The 19,442-nt window shown below is 31.4% G+C and carries 16 protein-coding genes; 10 read left to right on the plus strand and 6 right to left on the minus strand.

Features of this window, described 5'->3' with window-relative positions:
- Window positions 1-156: 156 nt before the first annotated feature.
- The 6 genes from LPB248_RS08940 to xrtF form a co-directional block, all read right to left on the minus strand.
- Window positions 157-837: a DedA family protein gene (locus tag LPB248_RS08940; protein ID WP_177211122.1), complete on the minus strand. Its 681-nt coding sequence runs from the start codon at window positions 835-837 to the stop codon at window positions 157-159.
- 133 nt (window positions 838-970) lie between these two features.
- Window positions 971-1,312: a heavy-metal-associated domain-containing protein gene (locus LPB248_RS08945; protein ID WP_177211123.1), complete on the minus strand. Its 342-nt coding sequence runs from the start codon at window positions 1,310-1,312 to the stop codon at window positions 971-973.
- A 41-nt stretch (window positions 1,313-1,353) separates the two neighbouring features.
- Window positions 1,354-3,360 carry a TonB-dependent receptor plug domain-containing protein gene (locus LPB248_RS08950; RefSeq protein ID WP_177211124.1) on the minus strand — a complete coding sequence of 669 codons (2,007 nt, stop codon included), beginning with the start codon at window positions 3,358-3,360 and terminating at the stop codon, window positions 1,354-1,356.
- A gap of 119 nt (window positions 3,361-3,479) precedes the next feature.
- Complete coding sequence (locus LPB248_RS08955; protein ID WP_177211125.1) at window positions 3,480-3,878, minus strand: HYC_CC_PP family protein; 399 nt, start codon at window positions 3,876-3,878, stop codon at window positions 3,480-3,482.
- Window positions 3,879-3,924: 46 nt separating this feature from the next.
- Complete coding sequence (locus tag LPB248_RS08960) at window positions 3,925-4,371, minus strand: exosortase F system-associated membrane protein (protein WP_177211126.1); 447 nt, start codon at window positions 4,369-4,371, stop codon at window positions 3,925-3,927.
- Window positions 4,361-4,897, minus strand: coding sequence for an exosortase family protein XrtF (gene xrtF, locus LPB248_RS08965; protein WP_177211127.1), 537 nt, complete (start codon window positions 4,895-4,897; stop codon window positions 4,361-4,363). Before xrtF ends, LPB248_RS08960 begins: the two co-directional genes overlap by 11 nt.
- Before the next feature lie 70 nt (window positions 4,898-4,967).
- Between xrtF and LPB248_RS08970 the strand changes: the two genes are divergently transcribed.
- The 10 genes from LPB248_RS08970 to LPB248_RS09015 all read left to right on the plus strand — a co-directional run bounded on the left by LPB248_RS08970 (window position 4,968) and on the right by LPB248_RS09015 (window position 19,440).
- Window positions 4,968-5,423, plus strand: a complete 456-nt coding sequence (locus LPB248_RS08970) for a GAF domain-containing protein (protein WP_177211128.1) — start codon at window positions 4,968-4,970, stop codon at window positions 5,421-5,423.
- 33 nt (window positions 5,424-5,456) lie between these two features.
- Window positions 5,457-6,152: a hypothetical protein gene (locus tag LPB248_RS08975; RefSeq protein WP_177211129.1), complete on the plus strand. Its 696-nt coding sequence runs from the start codon at window positions 5,457-5,459 to the stop codon at window positions 6,150-6,152.
- Between the two features lie 152 nt (window positions 6,153-6,304).
- Complete coding sequence (gene rpsO / locus LPB248_RS08980) at window positions 6,305-6,571, plus strand: 30S ribosomal protein S15 (protein ID WP_057117622.1); 267 nt, start codon at window positions 6,305-6,307, stop codon at window positions 6,569-6,571.
- A 180-nt stretch (window positions 6,572-6,751) separates the two neighbouring features.
- Complete coding sequence (locus tag LPB248_RS08985) at window positions 6,752-8,887, plus strand: polyribonucleotide nucleotidyltransferase (RefSeq protein ID WP_177211130.1); 2,136 nt, start codon at window positions 6,752-6,754, stop codon at window positions 8,885-8,887.
- Between the two features lie 261 nt (window positions 8,888-9,148).
- Window positions 9,149-9,955: a hypothetical protein gene (locus LPB248_RS08990; RefSeq protein ID WP_177211131.1), complete on the plus strand. Its 807-nt coding sequence runs from the start codon at window positions 9,149-9,151 to the stop codon at window positions 9,953-9,955.
- Between the two features lie 19 nt (window positions 9,956-9,974).
- On the plus strand, window positions 9,975-12,737 hold the full coding sequence (locus LPB248_RS08995) for a TonB-dependent receptor (protein ID WP_177211132.1): 2,763 nt from the start codon (window positions 9,975-9,977) through the stop codon (window positions 12,735-12,737).
- A gap of 18 nt (window positions 12,738-12,755) precedes the next feature.
- A complete protein-coding gene (locus tag LPB248_RS09000) occupies window positions 12,756-13,934 on the plus strand; it encodes a DUF4249 domain-containing protein (RefSeq protein WP_177211133.1) in 1,179 nt (392 codons plus the stop codon).
- 71 nt (window positions 13,935-14,005) lie between these two features.
- Complete coding sequence (locus LPB248_RS09005) at window positions 14,006-15,610, plus strand: hypothetical protein (RefSeq protein WP_177211134.1); 1,605 nt, start codon at window positions 14,006-14,008, stop codon at window positions 15,608-15,610.
- Between the two features lie 302 nt (window positions 15,611-15,912).
- Complete coding sequence (locus LPB248_RS09010; RefSeq protein WP_177211135.1) at window positions 15,913-16,656, plus strand: hypothetical protein; 744 nt, start codon at window positions 15,913-15,915, stop codon at window positions 16,654-16,656.
- Entirely contained in the window at window positions 16,657-19,440 is a 2,784-nt protein-coding gene (locus tag LPB248_RS09015) for a TonB-dependent receptor domain-containing protein (protein WP_177211136.1), read from the plus strand.
- Window positions 19,441-19,442: the final 2 nt, after the last annotated feature.

Genomic DNA, 19,442 nt, shown 5'->3' on the forward strand with positions numbered 1-19,442 from the left:
ATTACAGCTTTTTTGTTTTTACCCTTACTTCATAACTCCCATTTTATTTACTAAGCAAGATATATATTATATAGCAGAAATCTCAACAACAACTAAACAACAAGCATAAAAAAATCCGAAGCTGCAACTTCGGATTTTTATTATTCTTTTTATTGATTATATCTGTTCGTTTGGTGTCTTTTTAAGCAATTTTAATATAACAGGAAACGTTGAAATAATAATGATAATGATAATAATATATTCAATGTGTTTCTTTAAATCTATTCCTTGTTTTAAGAACACGCCGTATAAATAATGTCCTGCGAAGATTAATATAAACGACCAAAGAAAAGAACTCAAAACATTATAAAACATAAACTTCTTTCTATCCATCGAAACGATTCCAGCAACGATTGGAGCAAAAGTTCTAAAAATTGGCAGGAAGCGCGCATAAATGATTGCTTTTCCTCCATATTTTTCAAAAAAGTCTTTTGATTGAAGCAGGTATTTTTTCTTAAACCAGAAGGTATCTTCTTTTTTAAACAAATAATAACCGCTTTTTGCACCAAACCAATAACCAGTCATATTACCTAAAACACCCATTATAGCAACAGCTGTTGCAAGTAGAAATACATTTAGAAAATCATTCGGAATATAGGCAACATTTTCAATTAGATCACGACTGTAAATACCCGCTAAGAAAAGTAAACTATCTCCAGGCAGAAAAAAACCTGCAAAAAGTCCTGTCTCAGCAAAAACTATAAACAGAACAATAAACAACCCAATCTGAAAACCTCCGACGCTTAAAGTAATATAAAATTCAGGGTTTAGTAACTGAGTCCATTCAAAATTATTCATAAATGTGATTGGTTATTTTTTATAGTTCGTGAAAGTAACAATAATTTACCTTAACCACAATAAAATGCAGTATTTTAAACATAAATTAACTATTAAAAAAAGCCCAAACTAATTGTTCGGGCTTCTCTAATTATTATTCTCTTACATACTTGCAACAGCTGTGTAAGTTGTCATAATCTTCAGTAGTCGATTTAACTTCCTTAGTATCATGACCTGCCTTTGCTATTGCTTTATTTAAATCTGAAGGAGAACATTTCTCTTCGTTTAAAATAACTGAAAGCTGGTGCGAACCAACATCCCAAATTGCCGTTTTTACTCCCGGAACGCCGTAAGCTGCTTTTTCAATTCGTTTCTTACATTGTTCACAGTTTCCATTTACTTCTGTAGTGTATTTTAAATTCTTATTCTTTTTAGTTTGAGCCTGAGCTGAAAAACCCAGAAAAACCATCATTGCGATTAAAACTATTTTATTCATTGTATTTAATTTATTGTTATTGAAATTGATTTTTGATATTGTTATTTAATTTTAAATCTAAGTCCTGCATAATACATTTGTCCAAAAATTGGCGCGTATGCAATCGATGCATCAAAATTAGGCCCAAAAGGATCATTTGCTCCTAAAATTGCTTTTTCTTGTTTGTAATTTCCAATATTTTCTCCTCCTATATATACTTCAAAAACTGGCGAAAATACGCGGGTAACTTGCGCATTCATTACCGCATACGATGGTGAAAAATCAGGAAACTGATCTCCTGCAGGATTTGTGGCAGTATAAGGCAACTGCTGTTTTCCTGACCAATTATAGGTAAAATCAAATCTCCATTGCTTGTCGTTATTCATCGTAGTTTCGTATTCTAGATTCCCTAAGAAACGATGTTTTGCCTGTAATGGACGCTGAAATGTCCCTCTCAAATAATCAGTCTGAATATCATAATATTTGTAAGCCGTTCTTAAATTTAAGTTGTGAATCAATTCGTAATTAAACTCGAGTTGAAGACTGTTTGCAAAAGAACTTCCTTTCAAATCGTAAAACAATACTTGTTGCGGACTTTGCATCACATCTACAACTGCCTGATTTTGAAAATCGGTTCTATAAAGATCAAAACCTGCATCGGCATTTCTGTTGAAAAGACGGAATTTCTGCGAAAAACTCACACCATAATTCCATGCAATTTCTGGATTTAATCCGTACACTTTTCCATTAGAATCTAAAATCGAAAAAGTTCTTGAACTAGCAAAAAGCTGCTGATTCTCGGCAAAGATATTAGCAGAACGCTTTCCTCTTCCTGCAGAAAAACGAACTACTCCATTCTTCCAAGGATTATACCTCATGTGCAATCTTGGCGTAACAAAAAGTCCCAATCGGTTATGATTGTCAACTCTTCCTCCTAAAATCAAACTGAAATTATCTGTATTATCGTAAGTATATTCAAAGAAAGCCCCAACAGAGTTATCAATTCTGCTTACATCGGTTACGTTTACAAATTCCTGATATTGGTCGTAAGTAAAATTCAGACCCGTTGAAAACTTATGCATCGTATTATTGATGATCGAATTGAAAATCAAATTAGAATAAAAACTATTTTGCTTGATATCGTATTGATTCAAACCATAATAAGAATCCTGTTTATGACTATTAAATGCATTTTGAAAACCAATACTTTGATATGGCATGTCTTTAAATACATATCCGATTTTTGTAGAAACATCAAAACGTTCTGTATTGATTTCTGAACCCCAATAGTTAGTTGTGCCGCGATCACGATCTTTATCAAAATTAACTTCTCCAGTTTGCTTTTTATCATTCATATATCTGAAATTGATAAAACTTACCAAACCACTTTCAGGATTGTAATATTGATAACGATTTAAAACATTTATTTGTTTTCCTAACGGATTATCTAGAAAACCATCTTTGTTCATATCGTTTTTTGCTACACGAGCATTTCCGTGAACAAATAAACTAGTAGCCCATTTATCTGATAATTTTTTATTGAAATGGGTATTCAATTCAAAACGAGAATCGGTTGAACCATAAGCGTTCAGAAAGAAAGGAATATCATTTAACGGTTTTAAAAGCTCTGTATTAATTTGCCCTGAAATACTCTCATAGCCGTTTATAACACTCCCCGCACCTTTTGTAATTTGAACGCTTTCAATCCATGTTCCTGGTGTAAATGATAAACCGTAAGCTTGAGAAGCTCCACGAACAGAAGGGATATTTTCTTCTGTAATCATTAAGTATGGACTGGTTAATCCAAGCATTTTGATTTGCTTGGTTCCTGTTAAGGCATCAGAAAAATTAACATCAATTGACGGATTGGTCTCAAAACTTTCTGCCAGATTACAGCAAGCCGCCTTAAGCAGTTCTTTACTTGTAATTACAGATGTATTGGCTGTTACTGTAAAGGATTTTTTAATCCCTTTTTGCTTTTTTGTAATTTTTACTTCTTGCAGATCTTCTTGCGAAAAGGCAGAAATAGAAAGTAAAAACGCTGCAAAAAGCATTATATTTTTTTGCATAAAAAATGATTTTAATGTTTAAATAGAATTACATTTTAGATGTTTTTACAAGAACAAAAACGATCAAAATGTAAACACAAAGCCTTAATCAAGACTTGTATTGCATCTTAACATCAAAATCAGGAATAGAAAATATACTGATGGTATAATTTAAATAAGGGGGGCGCATTTGCATCAGCATAATACGAGAGAACTTCTTTCTTTTTGAAAGTTGGAATTTCTAAAAAGACTAGAGGTTTATAATCTTGTACAACAGCTGGAAAAGCAAATTGAAAAAAGAAGAATTTGATGGTCGCGTTGTCTGATTTCTTTTCGAAATGAACAACTTTATCTTTACAGCAAGAGTTTTCTTTTTCTTTAGAACCGCAACATTTCTTTTCAACAACTGGTTCTGCCGTAGTTTTTAAAGAAACTGAAGCAATTTCTCCGCCACAATAGTGCACATCAAAAGCAAACCCAATATTGGAGACCAATAAAAGGAGCGCTAAAAACAGACCTGTACACTTTTTCAAATTCATACTGCAAAGCTATTTAAAAACCGCATAAAAAAAACCTAAACAAATGTTATTTTTTAGTTTTTTGAAGCTGATAGTAAAATCCAGGAATAAATAATAGCACTAAAATAGGTTGAATTAAAAATCGACGCACATAAAAAAGAAGCCAATTGCAGTCTGGAAAATATTCGAGAATAATATAAAATGCTATTAAAAACAAGACTAAAAATAAACCGTACACAAATAGACTAAACTTAAAAATATCCCGATCTTGAAATAAGGCAAAAATTAGCCAAAGAGATAGAGCCGAATTTAAACAATAACGAAAAAAAAGTCCTGCAAAAAGTTTTAGGTCTTCTACAGGAGGATGTGGAATGGAATGAAAATCGGTATTAAAATATATCAGAAATGGATCATAAAACAATTTTCTTTCAAATGTTCTAATTAAAGCCAAACCTATTACAACAACAATTGCAGTAAAGATTTTAAATCTATTCTCTTTTAATTTATTTAGCATACTTTGAAAATCTATTGATCCAGAAAATCCATAAAACAAAAACATATCCGTAAATCATCAAAGGAAAAAAAGTGCCATGCAGAAAACTGGTATACTGCGGAAAATTATATACGAGAACAATCAAAAGTGAAATTCTAATGACATTTAAAATATAAATAGATATAAGTCCAAAGATTATAAACAATAGCGTCTTTTTGAAATTTCCAGAAAAAGCGGCCACAAACGACACAAAAAGTATCATCACGCTTACAGCATTACAGCCTTCGGTTATGTGCGCTATAAATCTGCCATTTAAAATAATGTCCTGCCACGGATTTTGTGAATTTTTCTGAATTAACACATCGTAACCAAAAAGCTTTAGCAATTGTTCCGAATTTTTGCCAGAAATCATCGTTATAGCATCAAGATCTTCTGCTTGATAGCTGTTTAAATAAAATTTATAAAGCAGCGTAAAAATAATATAAGTCAGAAAAAAGATGCTTATAAAAATCAGAAATGGCCTAAACTGGACTAAATATTTTTTCAAGAGATTTTTTTTTCAAATTTATATATTTTTTGAGTTTAGCTTTAAATACTTTTGTATAAAATTTAATATCATGACATTTCAAGAATTACAACCAAAGATAAGTACAATTGTCGCTGACAATGAAACAAATAGAGACGAAAAATTATTAGCAGTCTGCAAGCTATTAAACGAGAATATCGAATATTACAATTGGGTTGGCTTTTATTTTGCTAATCACGATACTAAAACTTTGCATTTAGGTCCATATGTTGGTGCAGAAACAGATCATACAGTTATTCCGTTTGGTAAAGGAATCTGCGGTCAGGTTGCCGAAAGCAATGCCAATTTTGTAGTCCCTGACGTTAAAGCACAAGATAATTATATTGCCTGCAGTTTAACAGTTAAATCTGAAATTGTAGTACCACTTTTTGTGAATGGAGTTAATATTGGCCAAATCGATATTGACAGTCATGTTATTGATCCGTTTACAGAAGCCGACGAAAGATTTTTGGAATTTGTAAATCAAGAAGTTGCTAAATTATTCTAGAAGAACTATTTTTAAGATAAAAAATAGAACTGAATGAAAAGAAACATCTTACTCTTTTTGCTTCTGATAATTTCAGTTAGTCTTTCTGCACAAATCAGCATGATGTCTAAAAAAATCTTTTTAGACTCGTTAAATCAGGAATGCACGCCCAACAATTATAGTTACACAAGGGTAATTACAAATTATTCTCAAAAAACTGTTCGCTATGTTGTTACTGATTTTTATAAGAATGGAAGAAAGAAAATGACCGGTTCTACTCTGGATCGCGATGTTTTAAAAAAAGACGGCGAATTTATTTACTATTATAAAAACGGAGGAAAAGAAACAGTTGTCAACTATTCTGAGGATCACAAAAACGGAAAAGAAATCAATTGGTACGAAAACCAAAATAAAAAGTGCGAAAAGCAGAATCTCTGGGATCCGAAAACAAAAAAGACACAAACTTTAGTTCTTAACTGCTGGGATGAAAACAAAAGTCAGACCGTAGTTGACGGAAATGGAGATTATGAAGAAACAGATTTATTTGTAACACAAAAAGGAACTCTTAAAGATGGGTTGAAACAAGGAGTTTGGGAAGGAAATGATGCGTCGAGAAAAATTACATTTGTTGATAATTATGATAAAGGAGTTTTAATTTCAGGCGTGAGCACTGATACAAACAATGTCAAATTTTCCTATTCTTCTTTAAGCGAAAAGCAATCTGGCAAAAAAGCCCAGAAGCTTAAGTAAAAAAACGATCATAAATCGTTAAAAACAAATTTCTTAACCCTTATTTTAAGATTCTTTTATTTTTGTTTGATTCTTTTGATTTTTTAATCTAATTTTGCACCCGTCTTACAAAAGTTGTATGACATACATAAAAATCATTAAATAATATTGGAATGTATTTAACTAAAGAAAAGAAAGAAGAAATTTTCGCACAACACGGTGGTGCAACAAACACAGGAAGTGCAGAAGGTCAAATCGCATTGTTCACTTACAGAATTGCTCACTTAACTGAACACTTGAAAAAAAATCGTCACGATTATAACACTGAGCGTTCTCTTGTACTATTAGTAGGTAAAAGAAGAGCGTTACTTGATTACTTGAAAAAGAAAGAGATCAACAGATATCGTGAGATTATCAAAGTATTGAATATCAGAAAATAATCAATATAGAAAAGAGGTGCGAAAGTGCCTCTTTTTGTTTTTACATTACAGCTGTTTATAATAAGCATATTACAAGAAAAAAAGTTTGGTTTTTCATTGGGTTTTAGATAACAACAACTACACACAACAACAACTACAACACAACTAAAACCCATTGTATAATCAATAAGGAAAAAATTTATGATTCCACAATTATTTGTAGAAAAGATCGATTTAGGTGATGGCAGAAGCATCACAATCGAGACAGGACGTTTAGCTAAACAAGCTGATGGTTCTGTAGTAGTTAGAATGGGCGACACTATGATTCTTGCAACTGCAGTTTCAGCTCGCACATCAAACCCAGGCGTTGACTTTTTACCATTAACGGTAGATTACCGCGAAAAATTTGCAGCAGCAGGTCGTTTCCCAGGAGGTTTCTTTAAAAGAGAAGCACGTCCAAGCGACAGCGAAGTATTGACAATGAGATTAGTTGACCGTGTATTGCGTCCGCTTTTCCCAGACGATTACCATGCTGAAACACAAGTTATGATTCAGTTAATGTCTCACGACGAAGAAGTTATGCCAGATGCATTAGCTGGTTTAGCAGCTTCTGCAGCATTAGCTGTGTCAGATATTCCATTTTATAACTTAATTTCTGAAGTACGTGTTGCACGTATCGACGGAAAATTGGTTATCAACCCAAGTAGAGAAGAATTAGAAAAATCAGACATCGATATGATGATTGGAGCTTCTATGGATTCTGTAGCAATGGTTGAAGGTGAGATGAAAGAAATCTCAGAAGCTGAAATGATCGAAGCTATTAAGTTTGCTCACGAAGCTATCAAAGTTCAAATTCAGGCTCAATACCGTTTACAAGAAGCTTTTGGTAAAAAAGAAATTCGTACTTACGAAGGTGAGAAAGAAAACGAAGAAATTTACAAAAAAGTAAGAGAGGCAGCATACGATAAAATCTATGCTATTGCAAAAGTTGGTTCAGCTAAACACGAAAGAGGCGCTGCATTTGCTGAAGTAAAAGAAGAAGTTAAAGCTTTATTTACTGAAGAAGAATTAGCTGCTGATGGAGATTTAGTTTCAAAATATTTCTACAAAACAAACAAAGAAGCTGTTCGTAATGTAGTTTTAGAATTAGGTGTTCGTTTAGATGGTAGAAAAACTACAGATATCAGACCAATCTGGTGTGAAACTGATTATTTACCAAGAGTACACGGTTCATCTTTATTTACACGTGGAGAAACTCAAGCTTTGGCTACAGTAACTTTAGGAACTTCTAGAGAAGCTAACCAAATCGATTCTCCATCTGAACAAGGTGAAGAGAAATTCTACTTACACTATAACTTCCCTCCTTTCTCTACTGGTGAAGCAAAACCATTAAGAGGAACTTCAAGAAGAGAAGTTGGTCACGGTAACTTGGCTCAAAGAGCATTAAAAAATATGATTCCTGCAGATTGTCCTTATACAATTCGTGTTGTTTCTGAGGTTTTAGAATCTAACGGTTCTTCTTCTATGGCAACAGTATGTGCTGGTACAATGGCTTTGATGGATGCTGGAGTTCAAATGGTAAAACCAGTTTCTGGAATTGCTATGGGATTGATTACTGACGGAGAGAAATTTGCTGTATTGTCTGACATCTTAGGAGACGAAGATCACTTAGGAGATATGGACTTTAAAGTAACTGGAACTGCTGACGGTATTACAGCTTGTCAAATGGACATCAAAATTGATGGTTTACGTTATGACATTATGGAGCAAGCTTTGGCTCAAGCTCGTGATGGACGTTTACACATTTTAGGAAAATTAACTGAAACTATCGCTGCGCCAAGAGCTGACGTAAAAGCTCATGCACCAAAAATCATTACCAGAACTATTCCTGGAAACTTTATTGGAGCATTAATTGGACCTGGTGGAAAAGTAATTCAAGAATTACAAAAAGCTACTGGAACAACTATTGTAATTAACGAAGTTGATGAACAAGGTGTTATTGAAATTTTAGGTACAGATCCTGCTGGAATTGAAGCAGTATTAGCAAAAATTGCTTCTATCACTTTCAAACCAGTATTAGGAGAAGCTTACGAAGTGAAAGTTATCAAAATGCTAGATTTTGGAGCTGTAGTTGAATATACTGCTGCACCAGGAAACGAAGTATTACTTCACGTATCTGAGCTTGCTTGGGAACGTACTGAAAACGTTGCTGACGTAGTTAAAATGGGAGATGTTTTCCAAGTGAAATACTTAGGAGTTGACCCTAAAACTAAAAAAGAGAAAGTGTCTAAAAAAGCACTTCTTCCAAGACCTCCGCGCGAGGAGAAAAAAGAGTAATCAGATCTTAGTTTACTAAAGGTTTATTTATAAAAAACCCCAATTCATTTATTTGAATTGGGGTTTTTAAGTTTTATAGCTATTTTCCAATATAAAATCACAAGGTTAAAACACTAATCTACAACGTTTTCAGGAAACACATTATAGATTAAATAATGTTGTTGGTTTAAAAATCAATGTTGTTGGTTTAATTTATTTTTTAAAGGATTGTCATTAACATAGTTTTATATAGAAAATAGCTACACAAAAACTAAAATTTTGATGAAAAAAGGTATTACAAGGTCAGGAATTAATAACACAATATTATTTATTACTATCTCTTTTAAATTCAAACTATATTGTAAAAACCAACCATCTAAAATCATAAACCTCTCAACAATAGTTTTCATCCTGTTATTGCTTTCAATCAACGGTTTTTCTCAAACCAATGAAAAAAAAGAAGTCTCCAATTATTTTGACAAAATTGTTGGCGAAGAGATTTTAAACATCAATAACGGCAAAATTCATATTGATCCTTATAATTTAAAAAACAGCCATAATTATTATTTAGATAAAAACTTTGTTAAAGGATCTGTTTTTTATGACAACCAGTTTTATGAAAATGTCCTCATAAAGTATGACATCTACAAAGATCAACTTGTTAAATCGTTTGCAAATAATACCGCATTCGGCATAACTCTGATAAATGAAAAAACAGATTATTTTTTCATTGAAAATAAAAAGTTTATCAATATTGACACTAAATATAAATTCCCCAAAGTCATCACTGGATTCTTTGAAGAAAAGTATTTAGGCAAAAAAATCTCCTTATACATTAAGCACTTTAAAACTGCAAAAGAAATTATAGTTGAAACTACTTTGTATACAGAATTCAAAGAATTGAGCGATTATCAGCTTCTTTATAATTCAAAATTTACGCCTGTAAATACACAAAAAGAAATCCTCGCAATATTTCCTGACCTAAAAAAAGAAATAAAAGATTATTACAAAAAAAATAAACTTTTAGAAGAGACAGCCCCAAACCTATTTAAAGCAGATTTACTAAAATTTATTGATAACAATTTATAAGCTCTATTTCTAAATCTAAATGAAAAAACCCTTTCTCTTCTGTTTATTTTTGTTACTGCCTCTCTTTCTTTTTTCTCAGGAAAAAAATGTTTCTGCAGCATATTCAAACGTAACACGAAAAAAAGCTATCGAAATAATTGAAAAAAACACATCTTTTCATTTCTATTTCGAAGACCAATGGCTATCTAAAGATGAACTTATTTCGGGCGAATTTAAGAATACATCTATTACAGTAATTTTAGATGCTGTTTTTAATAACACAACCATAAATTATATTATTGACAACAATAATATAATTCTGAGCAATGGTCTTTTAATATCGAACCCGATTACTGAAAATTATTTCAAAAACACTGACAATAAAACTGTTAGCAAAATAAGTGCTTTGCAAGTTGTCCCGATTTATAATAAACAGTATCTAAATGATTCTAAGAAAGATTCAGACTCTATAATTTCTTTAGGAAAACAGTCTTTAATAAACACGTCTCAAACTTATACCTTATCAGGCTATATTAAAGACAGAATTTCAGGAAAACCAGAATACAATATTACCATCAAAATAAAAGACAAAGACATAAGCACCACAACTGATGCAAATGGCTATTATAGCTTTAGAGTTCCTGCAGGAATCAATATAATTGAGACACAATCATTAAATCATCAATCAAAGACCAAAAAGATTGTGCTTTATAATAATGGAAAGGTTGATTTTAATTTAGATGAAAATGTAAATGCACTTAAAGAAGTTGTTATTGAAAATAAAAGAACAAAAAATACCGCTTCGGCAGTTGCTGGTCTTACAAGCATCAATGTTGAAAACATCAAAAATGTACCTTTAATTCTAGGTGAAAGAGATATTTTTAAAGTTGCGACAACACTCCCAGGGATAAAAACGGCAGGAGAAGGTTCTGCAGGATTTAATGTACGTGGAGGAAAAGATGATCAAAACTTGTTTTTACTTGACAACGCTTCTCTCTACAATCCATCTCACTTTTTGGGTTTCTTTTCTTCTGTAAATCCATTTACAACCAAAACAGCCGATATCTACAAAGGGAGTATTCCTGCTGAGTTTGGAGGACGTCTTTCTTCTGTTTTTGATATAAAATCTAAAAGCGGAAATACCGAAAAAGTTTCTGGTGAAGCGGGAATTGGCCCTGTAATGAGTAATGTAACACTCGAACTTCCGATAGTAAAAGGAAAATCAAGCTTGTTATTTGGCGGCAGAGCGAGTTATTCTGATTGGATTTTGAAGGCCATTAAGGAACCAGAATTAGACAATAGTCAAGCTTCTTTTTATGATTTGCTTATAAAATACAATCACCAAATCTCAAAAAAAGATGATCTGGAAACTTCCTTATATTATAGCCATGACAAATACAGTATTAATTCAGATTCTATCTACAAATACAGCAATTTATTAGCAACAGTAAAATGGGATCACGATTTCAATCTAAAAAACAAATCTTCATTAATTGTTACAAATAGCCAATATAAATTCAACATCGATTACGATTCTCAACCAGAAAAATCATTTGATTACGGCTATAAAATCAATGAAACTCAGTTTGTTTTTAAAATGAAGTCCAATCTTAATGAAAAACACTTATTTAATTATGGCATTAGCAGTAAATTATACAATGTTGAACCTGGATTTCTTAAACCAACAACCAGCAACTCTCTAATTAAAAATATCACACTTGAAAAAGAAAAAGCATTAGAGTCGGCTTTATTCTTTACCGAAAATTATAAAGTCAACGATAAGTTTTTAATTAATTTAGGTTTACGCTATTCTTTCTATTCTGCACTTGGCCCTGCCACGCAAAACATCTACCAAGATGACCAGCCTAAATCTGACAGAACCGTTGTTGACACTAAGACTTATTCTAATAATGAGTCTGTAAAAACTTATGGTGGCTTTGAACCTAGATTTTCAGCTCGATATTTTATACTTCCAGATCTATCTATAAAAGCAAGTTTTGACAGAACATATCAATATATGCATTTACTGTCTACAAACACCACTCAATCTCCAATGGATGTGTGGAAGCTTTCAGATTTAAATACTGAACCACAATCTTCTAATCAATTCTCGTTAGGAGTTTTCAAAAATATAATTGAGAAATCATTAGAATTAAGTGTCGAAGGTTATTATAAACGCTCTAAAAACATTCTGGATTACAAAGTTGGTGCCGAATTATTTTTGAACCAAAACATAGAAACTGAACTTCTTCAAGGAGAAGGAAAAGCTTATGGAGTTGAATTTTTAATCAAAAAAGAAAAAGGAAATTTTAACGGATGGTTAAGCTATACTTATTCGAGAGCTTTAATAAAACTGGATAGCAGATTTGACGCTGAAAAAATAAACAATGGAGATTATTTTCCTACGAATTATGACAAACCGCATGATTTTAGTGCTATTCTAAATTATAAATTCACAAAAAGGTATAGCTTGTCAACTAATTTTGTTTACCAAACCGGCAGACCTGTCACCTTCCCTATTGGATCTTATGACTTAACAGGAGAGCAATTTACTTTATACAGCAATCGCAACCAATATAGAATTCCAGATTATTATAGGCTAGATATAGGTCTAAATTTTGAAGGAAATCACAAAATAAAAAAACTCGCTCATAGTTTTTGGAACCTTTCAGTTTATAATGTTCTTGGGCGAAACAACCCTTACAATGTTTATTTTGTTACTGAAGATAAAAAAATCAAGGCTTACAAAACCTCTATTTTTTCTGTTCCAATTCCAACAATCACTTACAATATCAAGTTTTAATTCATTTATCTCATGCATATGAATTTATCAATAATCAAAAAAAAATCGTTGGCCATTTTTGCATTTGCTTTTTTATCAAGTTGCACAGAACAATATGTATATCAAAATCAAGATTTTGAAGATGCAATGAGTGTTGAAGCCACATTAACAAATGAATTAAAACATCAGGAAATAAACATTTCACGAACAAGACTGGTTAACGATACAATAAAAAAACCAGAATCTGGAGCTAATGTTACTGTTGTTGATAGCGATGGAAATGTATTTAATTTTAACGAAAAAGATGGAAAATATATTTCTGTAAATGAATTTAAAGCAGAACCAAATAAAAACTATCAATTAAAAATAACTACCAGTTCTAGAAAATCGTATGTTTCTTCAACAGAAATTTTACCTACAGAAAATAGTATTGATCTAGAAACAGAGATTGCAGACAAAGATGGAGCTCGAGGGGTTCAGGTTAACGTTAAAAGTTTTGATCCAACCAATACTTCCAAATATTATCGATATGAATATGAAGAAACGTACAAAATAATAACTCCTTATAATATTCAAACACGTCTGAAATTAGTACAAAAAAGCGACTATTCTTATAGCTTCGAAAAAGTTCCTGCCGAGCCAAACACTCAAATTTGCTACACAACTAAGCACTCTACAGGAATAAGGCAAACCAATACCGTGAATTTAACTGAAGATCGTGTAAAATATCCTGTCCGTTTTATTAACAACACAGATTATATGCTAACAAATCGTTATAGCATAATGGTTTCTCAATACACGCAAAGTCAATCGGCTTATGACTACTATTACAAATCAAAAAAAATGATTGATTCTGGAGAATTACTATCTCCAAATCAACCAGGATATGTTTCTGGAAATATAAAATCAACAACAGATTTACATGAAAAAGTTGTGGGCTATTTTGAAGTTGCATCTGTCTCTAAAAAAAGAATCTTTTTTAACTTCAACGACATTTTCCCCTTAGAAAAACCTGTTAAATATTTTCAAACTTGCGATGCGAGACCCTATAATTTTGATGAAATAGAGCGACAAAATTATCTCTTACTTAGCACACATGTTTATATAGCAGATGGTCCTGGAGGAATTATTCCCACCAGTTTCATAATGGTTGAAAAAAAATGTGGCGATTGCACAACATTCTCTTCTAACGTAATACCTTCATTTTGGGAAAATTAAACATCAAATTAGCTTTTCTACTGCTACTAGTAAATTTTACTTTTAAAAGCAGTGCTCAAAACAATACTGTTTTGAGTGCAGAATCATTATTGGTTAAAACGAATACCTCGGTAATTCTAACCGGTGAAACTCTATATTACCAATTATACTGCTTAAGTAAGACGAATGTATTTTCTGATATTAGTGAAATTGCATACGTAGAAGTAATTAATGATAAGAAAGAAAGTGTCTTTAAAAATAAAATTAGCCTGAAAAACGGAATCGGATCTGGCGATTATTTTATTCCAACCATATTAAAAACCGGAAACTATAAACTTATTGCTTACACAAACTGGATGTTAAACAATAGTACAAACAACTTTTTTGAAAAGGATTTTACCATTATAAATCCATTTCAAGAAAACATCAATATGGTCATTGATAGTTCTTATAACAAAGTTGACGTTTCTCAAGATAAAGCCAAAAACTCATCTGAAAATATTCTTTTAAGTCTGGATAAAGAAAAATACTCTAAAAGAGAAAAAGCTTCTCTTATAATACCAAAAACATTAGATCGAGGGAATTACTTTCTAAATATTAGGAAAATAGATCATATGTCTACAAACACAAATAACGAAACAAGTAATGCTAATATAAATTTAAACCAAGAAATAAAGATACTTCCAGAAACTAGAGGCGAAATTATAACTGGCTATATAATTGCAAAAGCTGCAAATTCTAGTTTAGATTCTAAAATAGTTACATTATCTGTCTCGGGAAAAAATTTCATTTTCAAAACATCTAAAACAGATCGCAACGGAAAATTCATTTTTTTAATAGATAAACAAACCAGTACATCAGACTGTTATGTGCAGTTATCAGAACTTGATAAAGAAAATTACACTATTGTAATAGATAAAAATCCAAGTCCAGATTTATCAAATTTAGTTTTCTCCAAAAAGACCTTTATTTCAGCTAAATATTTAAAAGCGATTCAGGAGCGTTCTCTAGCAACTCAAGTCGAAAACGTATATTTTTCACAGAAAAAAGACAGTCTTATTGAAACTGATAATAACGATTTCTTTTTTCAACCTACCGAAAAAAAATATAATCTTGATGATTTTGAAAGATTTAGAACGTTTAAAGAAACAATAATAGAAATTGTTATCGAACTTAACTTTAAAGATTATAATCAAGTGCCTTCCCTGTATTTAAGAGACATCAGATACAATATCACACAATCTCCCGAACCATGTCTTGTTTTGGTTGACGGACTACAAATTCAGGATATAAATGCACTATTAAATTACAACACTTATCAAATTGAAAGTATTAGCGTTGTAGATAGACCTTATTGTTATGGGCCTAAAATATTTAATGGAATAGTCAGTGTCATTACAAAAAACAAAGATTTTGCCACTATTTATAACGACAAAAATGTTTTAAAAACCACGATTTTAAGACCCGAACCTGCAAAAGTATATTTTGAACCAAAATACAATACATCAAGCAACCTTAGCCGAATTCCTGATTATAGATATCAATTAGTTTGGAAACCCAATATTGTTTTTAAAAATAACGACATGACAATTCCTTTTTATACATCTGATATTTCTGGAGATTATCAGATCAGTTTAGAAGGAATTACCGAAACAGGAAAGTATGTTCATTTTTATAAAACATTCAAAACGGAATAAGTTCTCAGATCTTACTGCGCTAAAGGTCTATTAGAGAAAACCCCCAATTCGGTAATGAATTAGGGGTTTCAGCTTATAGAAGCAAACATTATTTTTTAAATTTAAGCTGATTTGAAAATTAAAGATCGCTGTTGCAGCCTTTTCAACCCAATTCCTAACTTTTCTTCTAAAATATACTATAAATATAGTTTCAAATCAATTCATAGAATTTTTATTACATTTTAACAATATTACGTGATTTTTATAACATTTTTTTAATACTTTTGAAATCCATCAATCCAAAAACAAAAATTACGTTTCCTTTGAAAAATTACAAAAAAAAAATCATTTATCTTTCGATATTTGCAAGCCTGTTAAAAATATCGTACGCACATTCCCAATCCACTGAAAAATCCTCACTGTATGATTACTTCGATGAAGCGGTTGGAAAAGACAACCTAAACATCAATAACGGAATCATTCATAGCGAGTCTTTCCGCCCCTTAGAAGGTAAAAACAGATATTACATTGATGAGTTTAATCTTGGAGATATAAGTTTCGAAGGTCAGATTTATTCAAATGTTAATCTTAAATACGATATTCTTGTCGACCAAGTCATCTACAAACAGAATGGTTCTTCAGAGAATGCACCTATAAACCTAATTAACAATAAGGTTGATTACTTCTTTATTAAAAACAAAAAATTTGTCAACCTAAAAGAAGAATCAGTAAAATTTCCTTCTATAATAAAAGGTATTTATGAGGAGACATACATTGGAGACAATGTCTCTCTTTACATCAAGCATACCAAAGAAAAAGTAAAGTCTTTTCAGGCAGATATCATCTACTATAATTTCATTTATAAAATAGGTTATGTCTTAAAATATAACAACTATTTCTACAAGGTTGAAACAGAAAAGGATTTCAAGAAAATTTTTCCAAATCTTAAGAAAGAAATAAGCAACATTTATAGTACCGATAAAAAATTAGAACGCTCCAACAAGCCCCAATTCATGGAAAATCTAACGAAACAAATCAATGGTCTTTTAAAAAAAAGTTCTAATTAAATGAAAAAAATTACTCTTATTCTATTTCTAATTGCCTTTCAACAAATCATATATTCTCAAGTAATCAGTGACAAAATATCTGTTGATTTTAAAAATGCCAATATAAAAACTGCTATTCAAGACATTGAAAAAGTGTCTTATTATAAATTTTATTTTGATGAAAAATGGTTTGAAAATGACAGCACATCTATAACCAAACAATATAAAGAAATAAAAATTGGTGAAGTCCTTGAAGACGTTTTTCAAAATACAAGCTTTAATTTTTATATTTCTGAAAACAAGGTTATAGTAACTAATAACAGTATTATCTACAGTCAATTGCCAGATGATTATTTTGGGATTCCGCTAGAAAGAGATGAAAACGGACAAATAACTCCGATATTTTATCAGCAATACGACTCAATAAAAAAGACAAACTCTCGAAATCCTAATAAAAACATTCGAGATCTTGTTCTTATTGGTAAAGAAGTCAAAAATCAAAAAAAGAAATCTACTTATACACTATCTGGATTTATAAAGGGCGGAAAAAACAATTCTGGCCTTGCCAATATTGTAGTAAAAATACCAAATTCCGAATTTTCAGCTGTAACAGACAAAAAAGGGTTCTACAGCTTGCAAGTTCCAGGAGGATTAAATGCAGTAGAAACCGAAAGTTTCTCCTATAATAAGGTCACTAAAAATATAATGGTTTATAATGATGGTGCGCTAAATTTTTCTTTAACGGACAATATAAACCAACTGGATGAAGTACTTATTAAAACCAATAAAAGTAAAAGCGCAAAATCTGCTATAACAGGAGTAACAACAATTGATTCTGAAGGAATTAAAAACGTCCCTTTGGTGCTTGGAGAGCGTGATATCCTTAAAGTTGCTTTAACTATGCCTGGAATAAAAACTGCTGGCGAAGGTTCAGCAGGATTCAATGTTAGAGGTGGTAAAGAAGATCAAAATCTATTCTTATTAGACCATGCTACTTTATACAATCCGTCACATTTCTTTGGCTTTTTTACAGCGCTAAACCCTTATACAACTAAAAAAGTAGACATTTATAAAGGAAGTATTCCTGCGGAATTTGGAGGAAGATTATCATCTGTTTTTGATATTTCATCAAAAAGCGGCAATGTCAACGAATTTCAAGGTGAAGGCGGTATTGGACCTGTGACCAGCAATTTAATGGTTTCAACTCCAATTGTAAAAGGGAAATCAAGCCTAGTTGCGGGAGGAAGAGCAACTTATTCAGATTATATTTTAAAAAGTCTTGACGATGAAAATTTAAAAAACAGCCAAGCTTCATTTTATGATCTAATTCTAAAATACAACCATAAAATAAATGCCAGTAACGATATTGAATCTACCTTATATTACAGTCACGATAAATTTAGTGTTTCTTCAGATTCTTTATACAAATACAGCAATAGATTAGCGACTTTAAAATGGAATCATACTTTTAATGAAAAAAATAAAGGCTCTCTGATTGTTACTAATAGTGAATATAAATTCAATATTGATTATGAATCTGAAGGAGTAAACAATTTTGATTTTGGCTATAAAATCAACGAAACTCAGGCAATGATCAAAATGAATTATTTGTACAACGAAAAACACAAATTTAGTTATGGTATTTCGACAAAATTATATTCTGTTGATCCTGGATATTTAAATCCAAAAAATCCTGAAACTATTTTGGTTCCTGTTGATGTAGAAACAGAAAAAGGCTTAGAATCTGCCGCATATATTGGTGATAATTTCAAAATAAGCGATAAATTTCTTCTTGATTTCGGTTTGCGCTATTCCACTTTTGCTGCTTTAGGAAAATCTACTCAGAGAATTTACGAGGAGAATAAGCCTATAAGTGATGCTACTGTAATTGACACTAAAACTTATGGCAACAATGAAGTGATTAAAAGATATGGCGGGCTTGAACCGAGAGTCGCTGCGAGATATTTTATTACAGATGATTTTTCTGTAAGAGCAAGTTACGACAAAACATATCAGTATATCCATCTACTATCTAACAACACCACACAATCGCCAACTGACATTTGGAAGCTTTCAGATTTAAACGTTAAACCAGAAAGTGCACAGCAAGTTTCTTTAGGTTTCTACAAAAATTTAAAAGATGGTGATGTTGAACTTAGTTTAGAAGGATATTATAAAAGATCTAAAAACATCTTGGATTACAAAGTTGCAGCTGAATTATTATTGAATGAAAATATAGAAACTGAACTTTTACAAGGTGAAGGCAAAGCTTATGGTGTTGAAGTTTTGTTAAAGAAACAAGTTGGAAAGTTAAATGGATGGCTTGGCTATACGTATTCAAGATCATTGATAAAACTTGACAGTCAGTTCGAGCAGGAAAAGGTAAACAACGGAAAATACTTCCCTTCAAACTTTGATAAACCGCACGATTTCAGTGCTGTTTTAAACTATAAAATTACTAAGCGTTATAGTTTTTCAAGCAACTTTACATATCAAACCGGAAGACCAATTACATACCCGATTGGAAAATACGATTATGGTAATGAGCAATACACCTTATATAGTGATCGTAATAAATTTAGAATTCCAGATTATTTCAGACTTGACATTGGTCTAAATATCGAAGGAAATCATAAAATTAAAAAGTTAGCTCATAGTTTTTGGAATATTTCAGTGTATAATGTTTTAGGAAGAAACAATCCTTACTCGGTATTTTTTGTTACTGATAAAGGACAGATTAAAGCTTACAAAACATCTATTTTTTCTATTCCAATTCCTAGTATTACTTACAATTTCAAGTTCTAAAA

The sequence above is a fragment of the Flavobacterium sp. LPB0248 genome, assembly GCF_013388355.1.
GTDB lineage: Bacteria > Bacteroidota > Bacteroidia > Flavobacteriales > Flavobacteriaceae > Flavobacterium.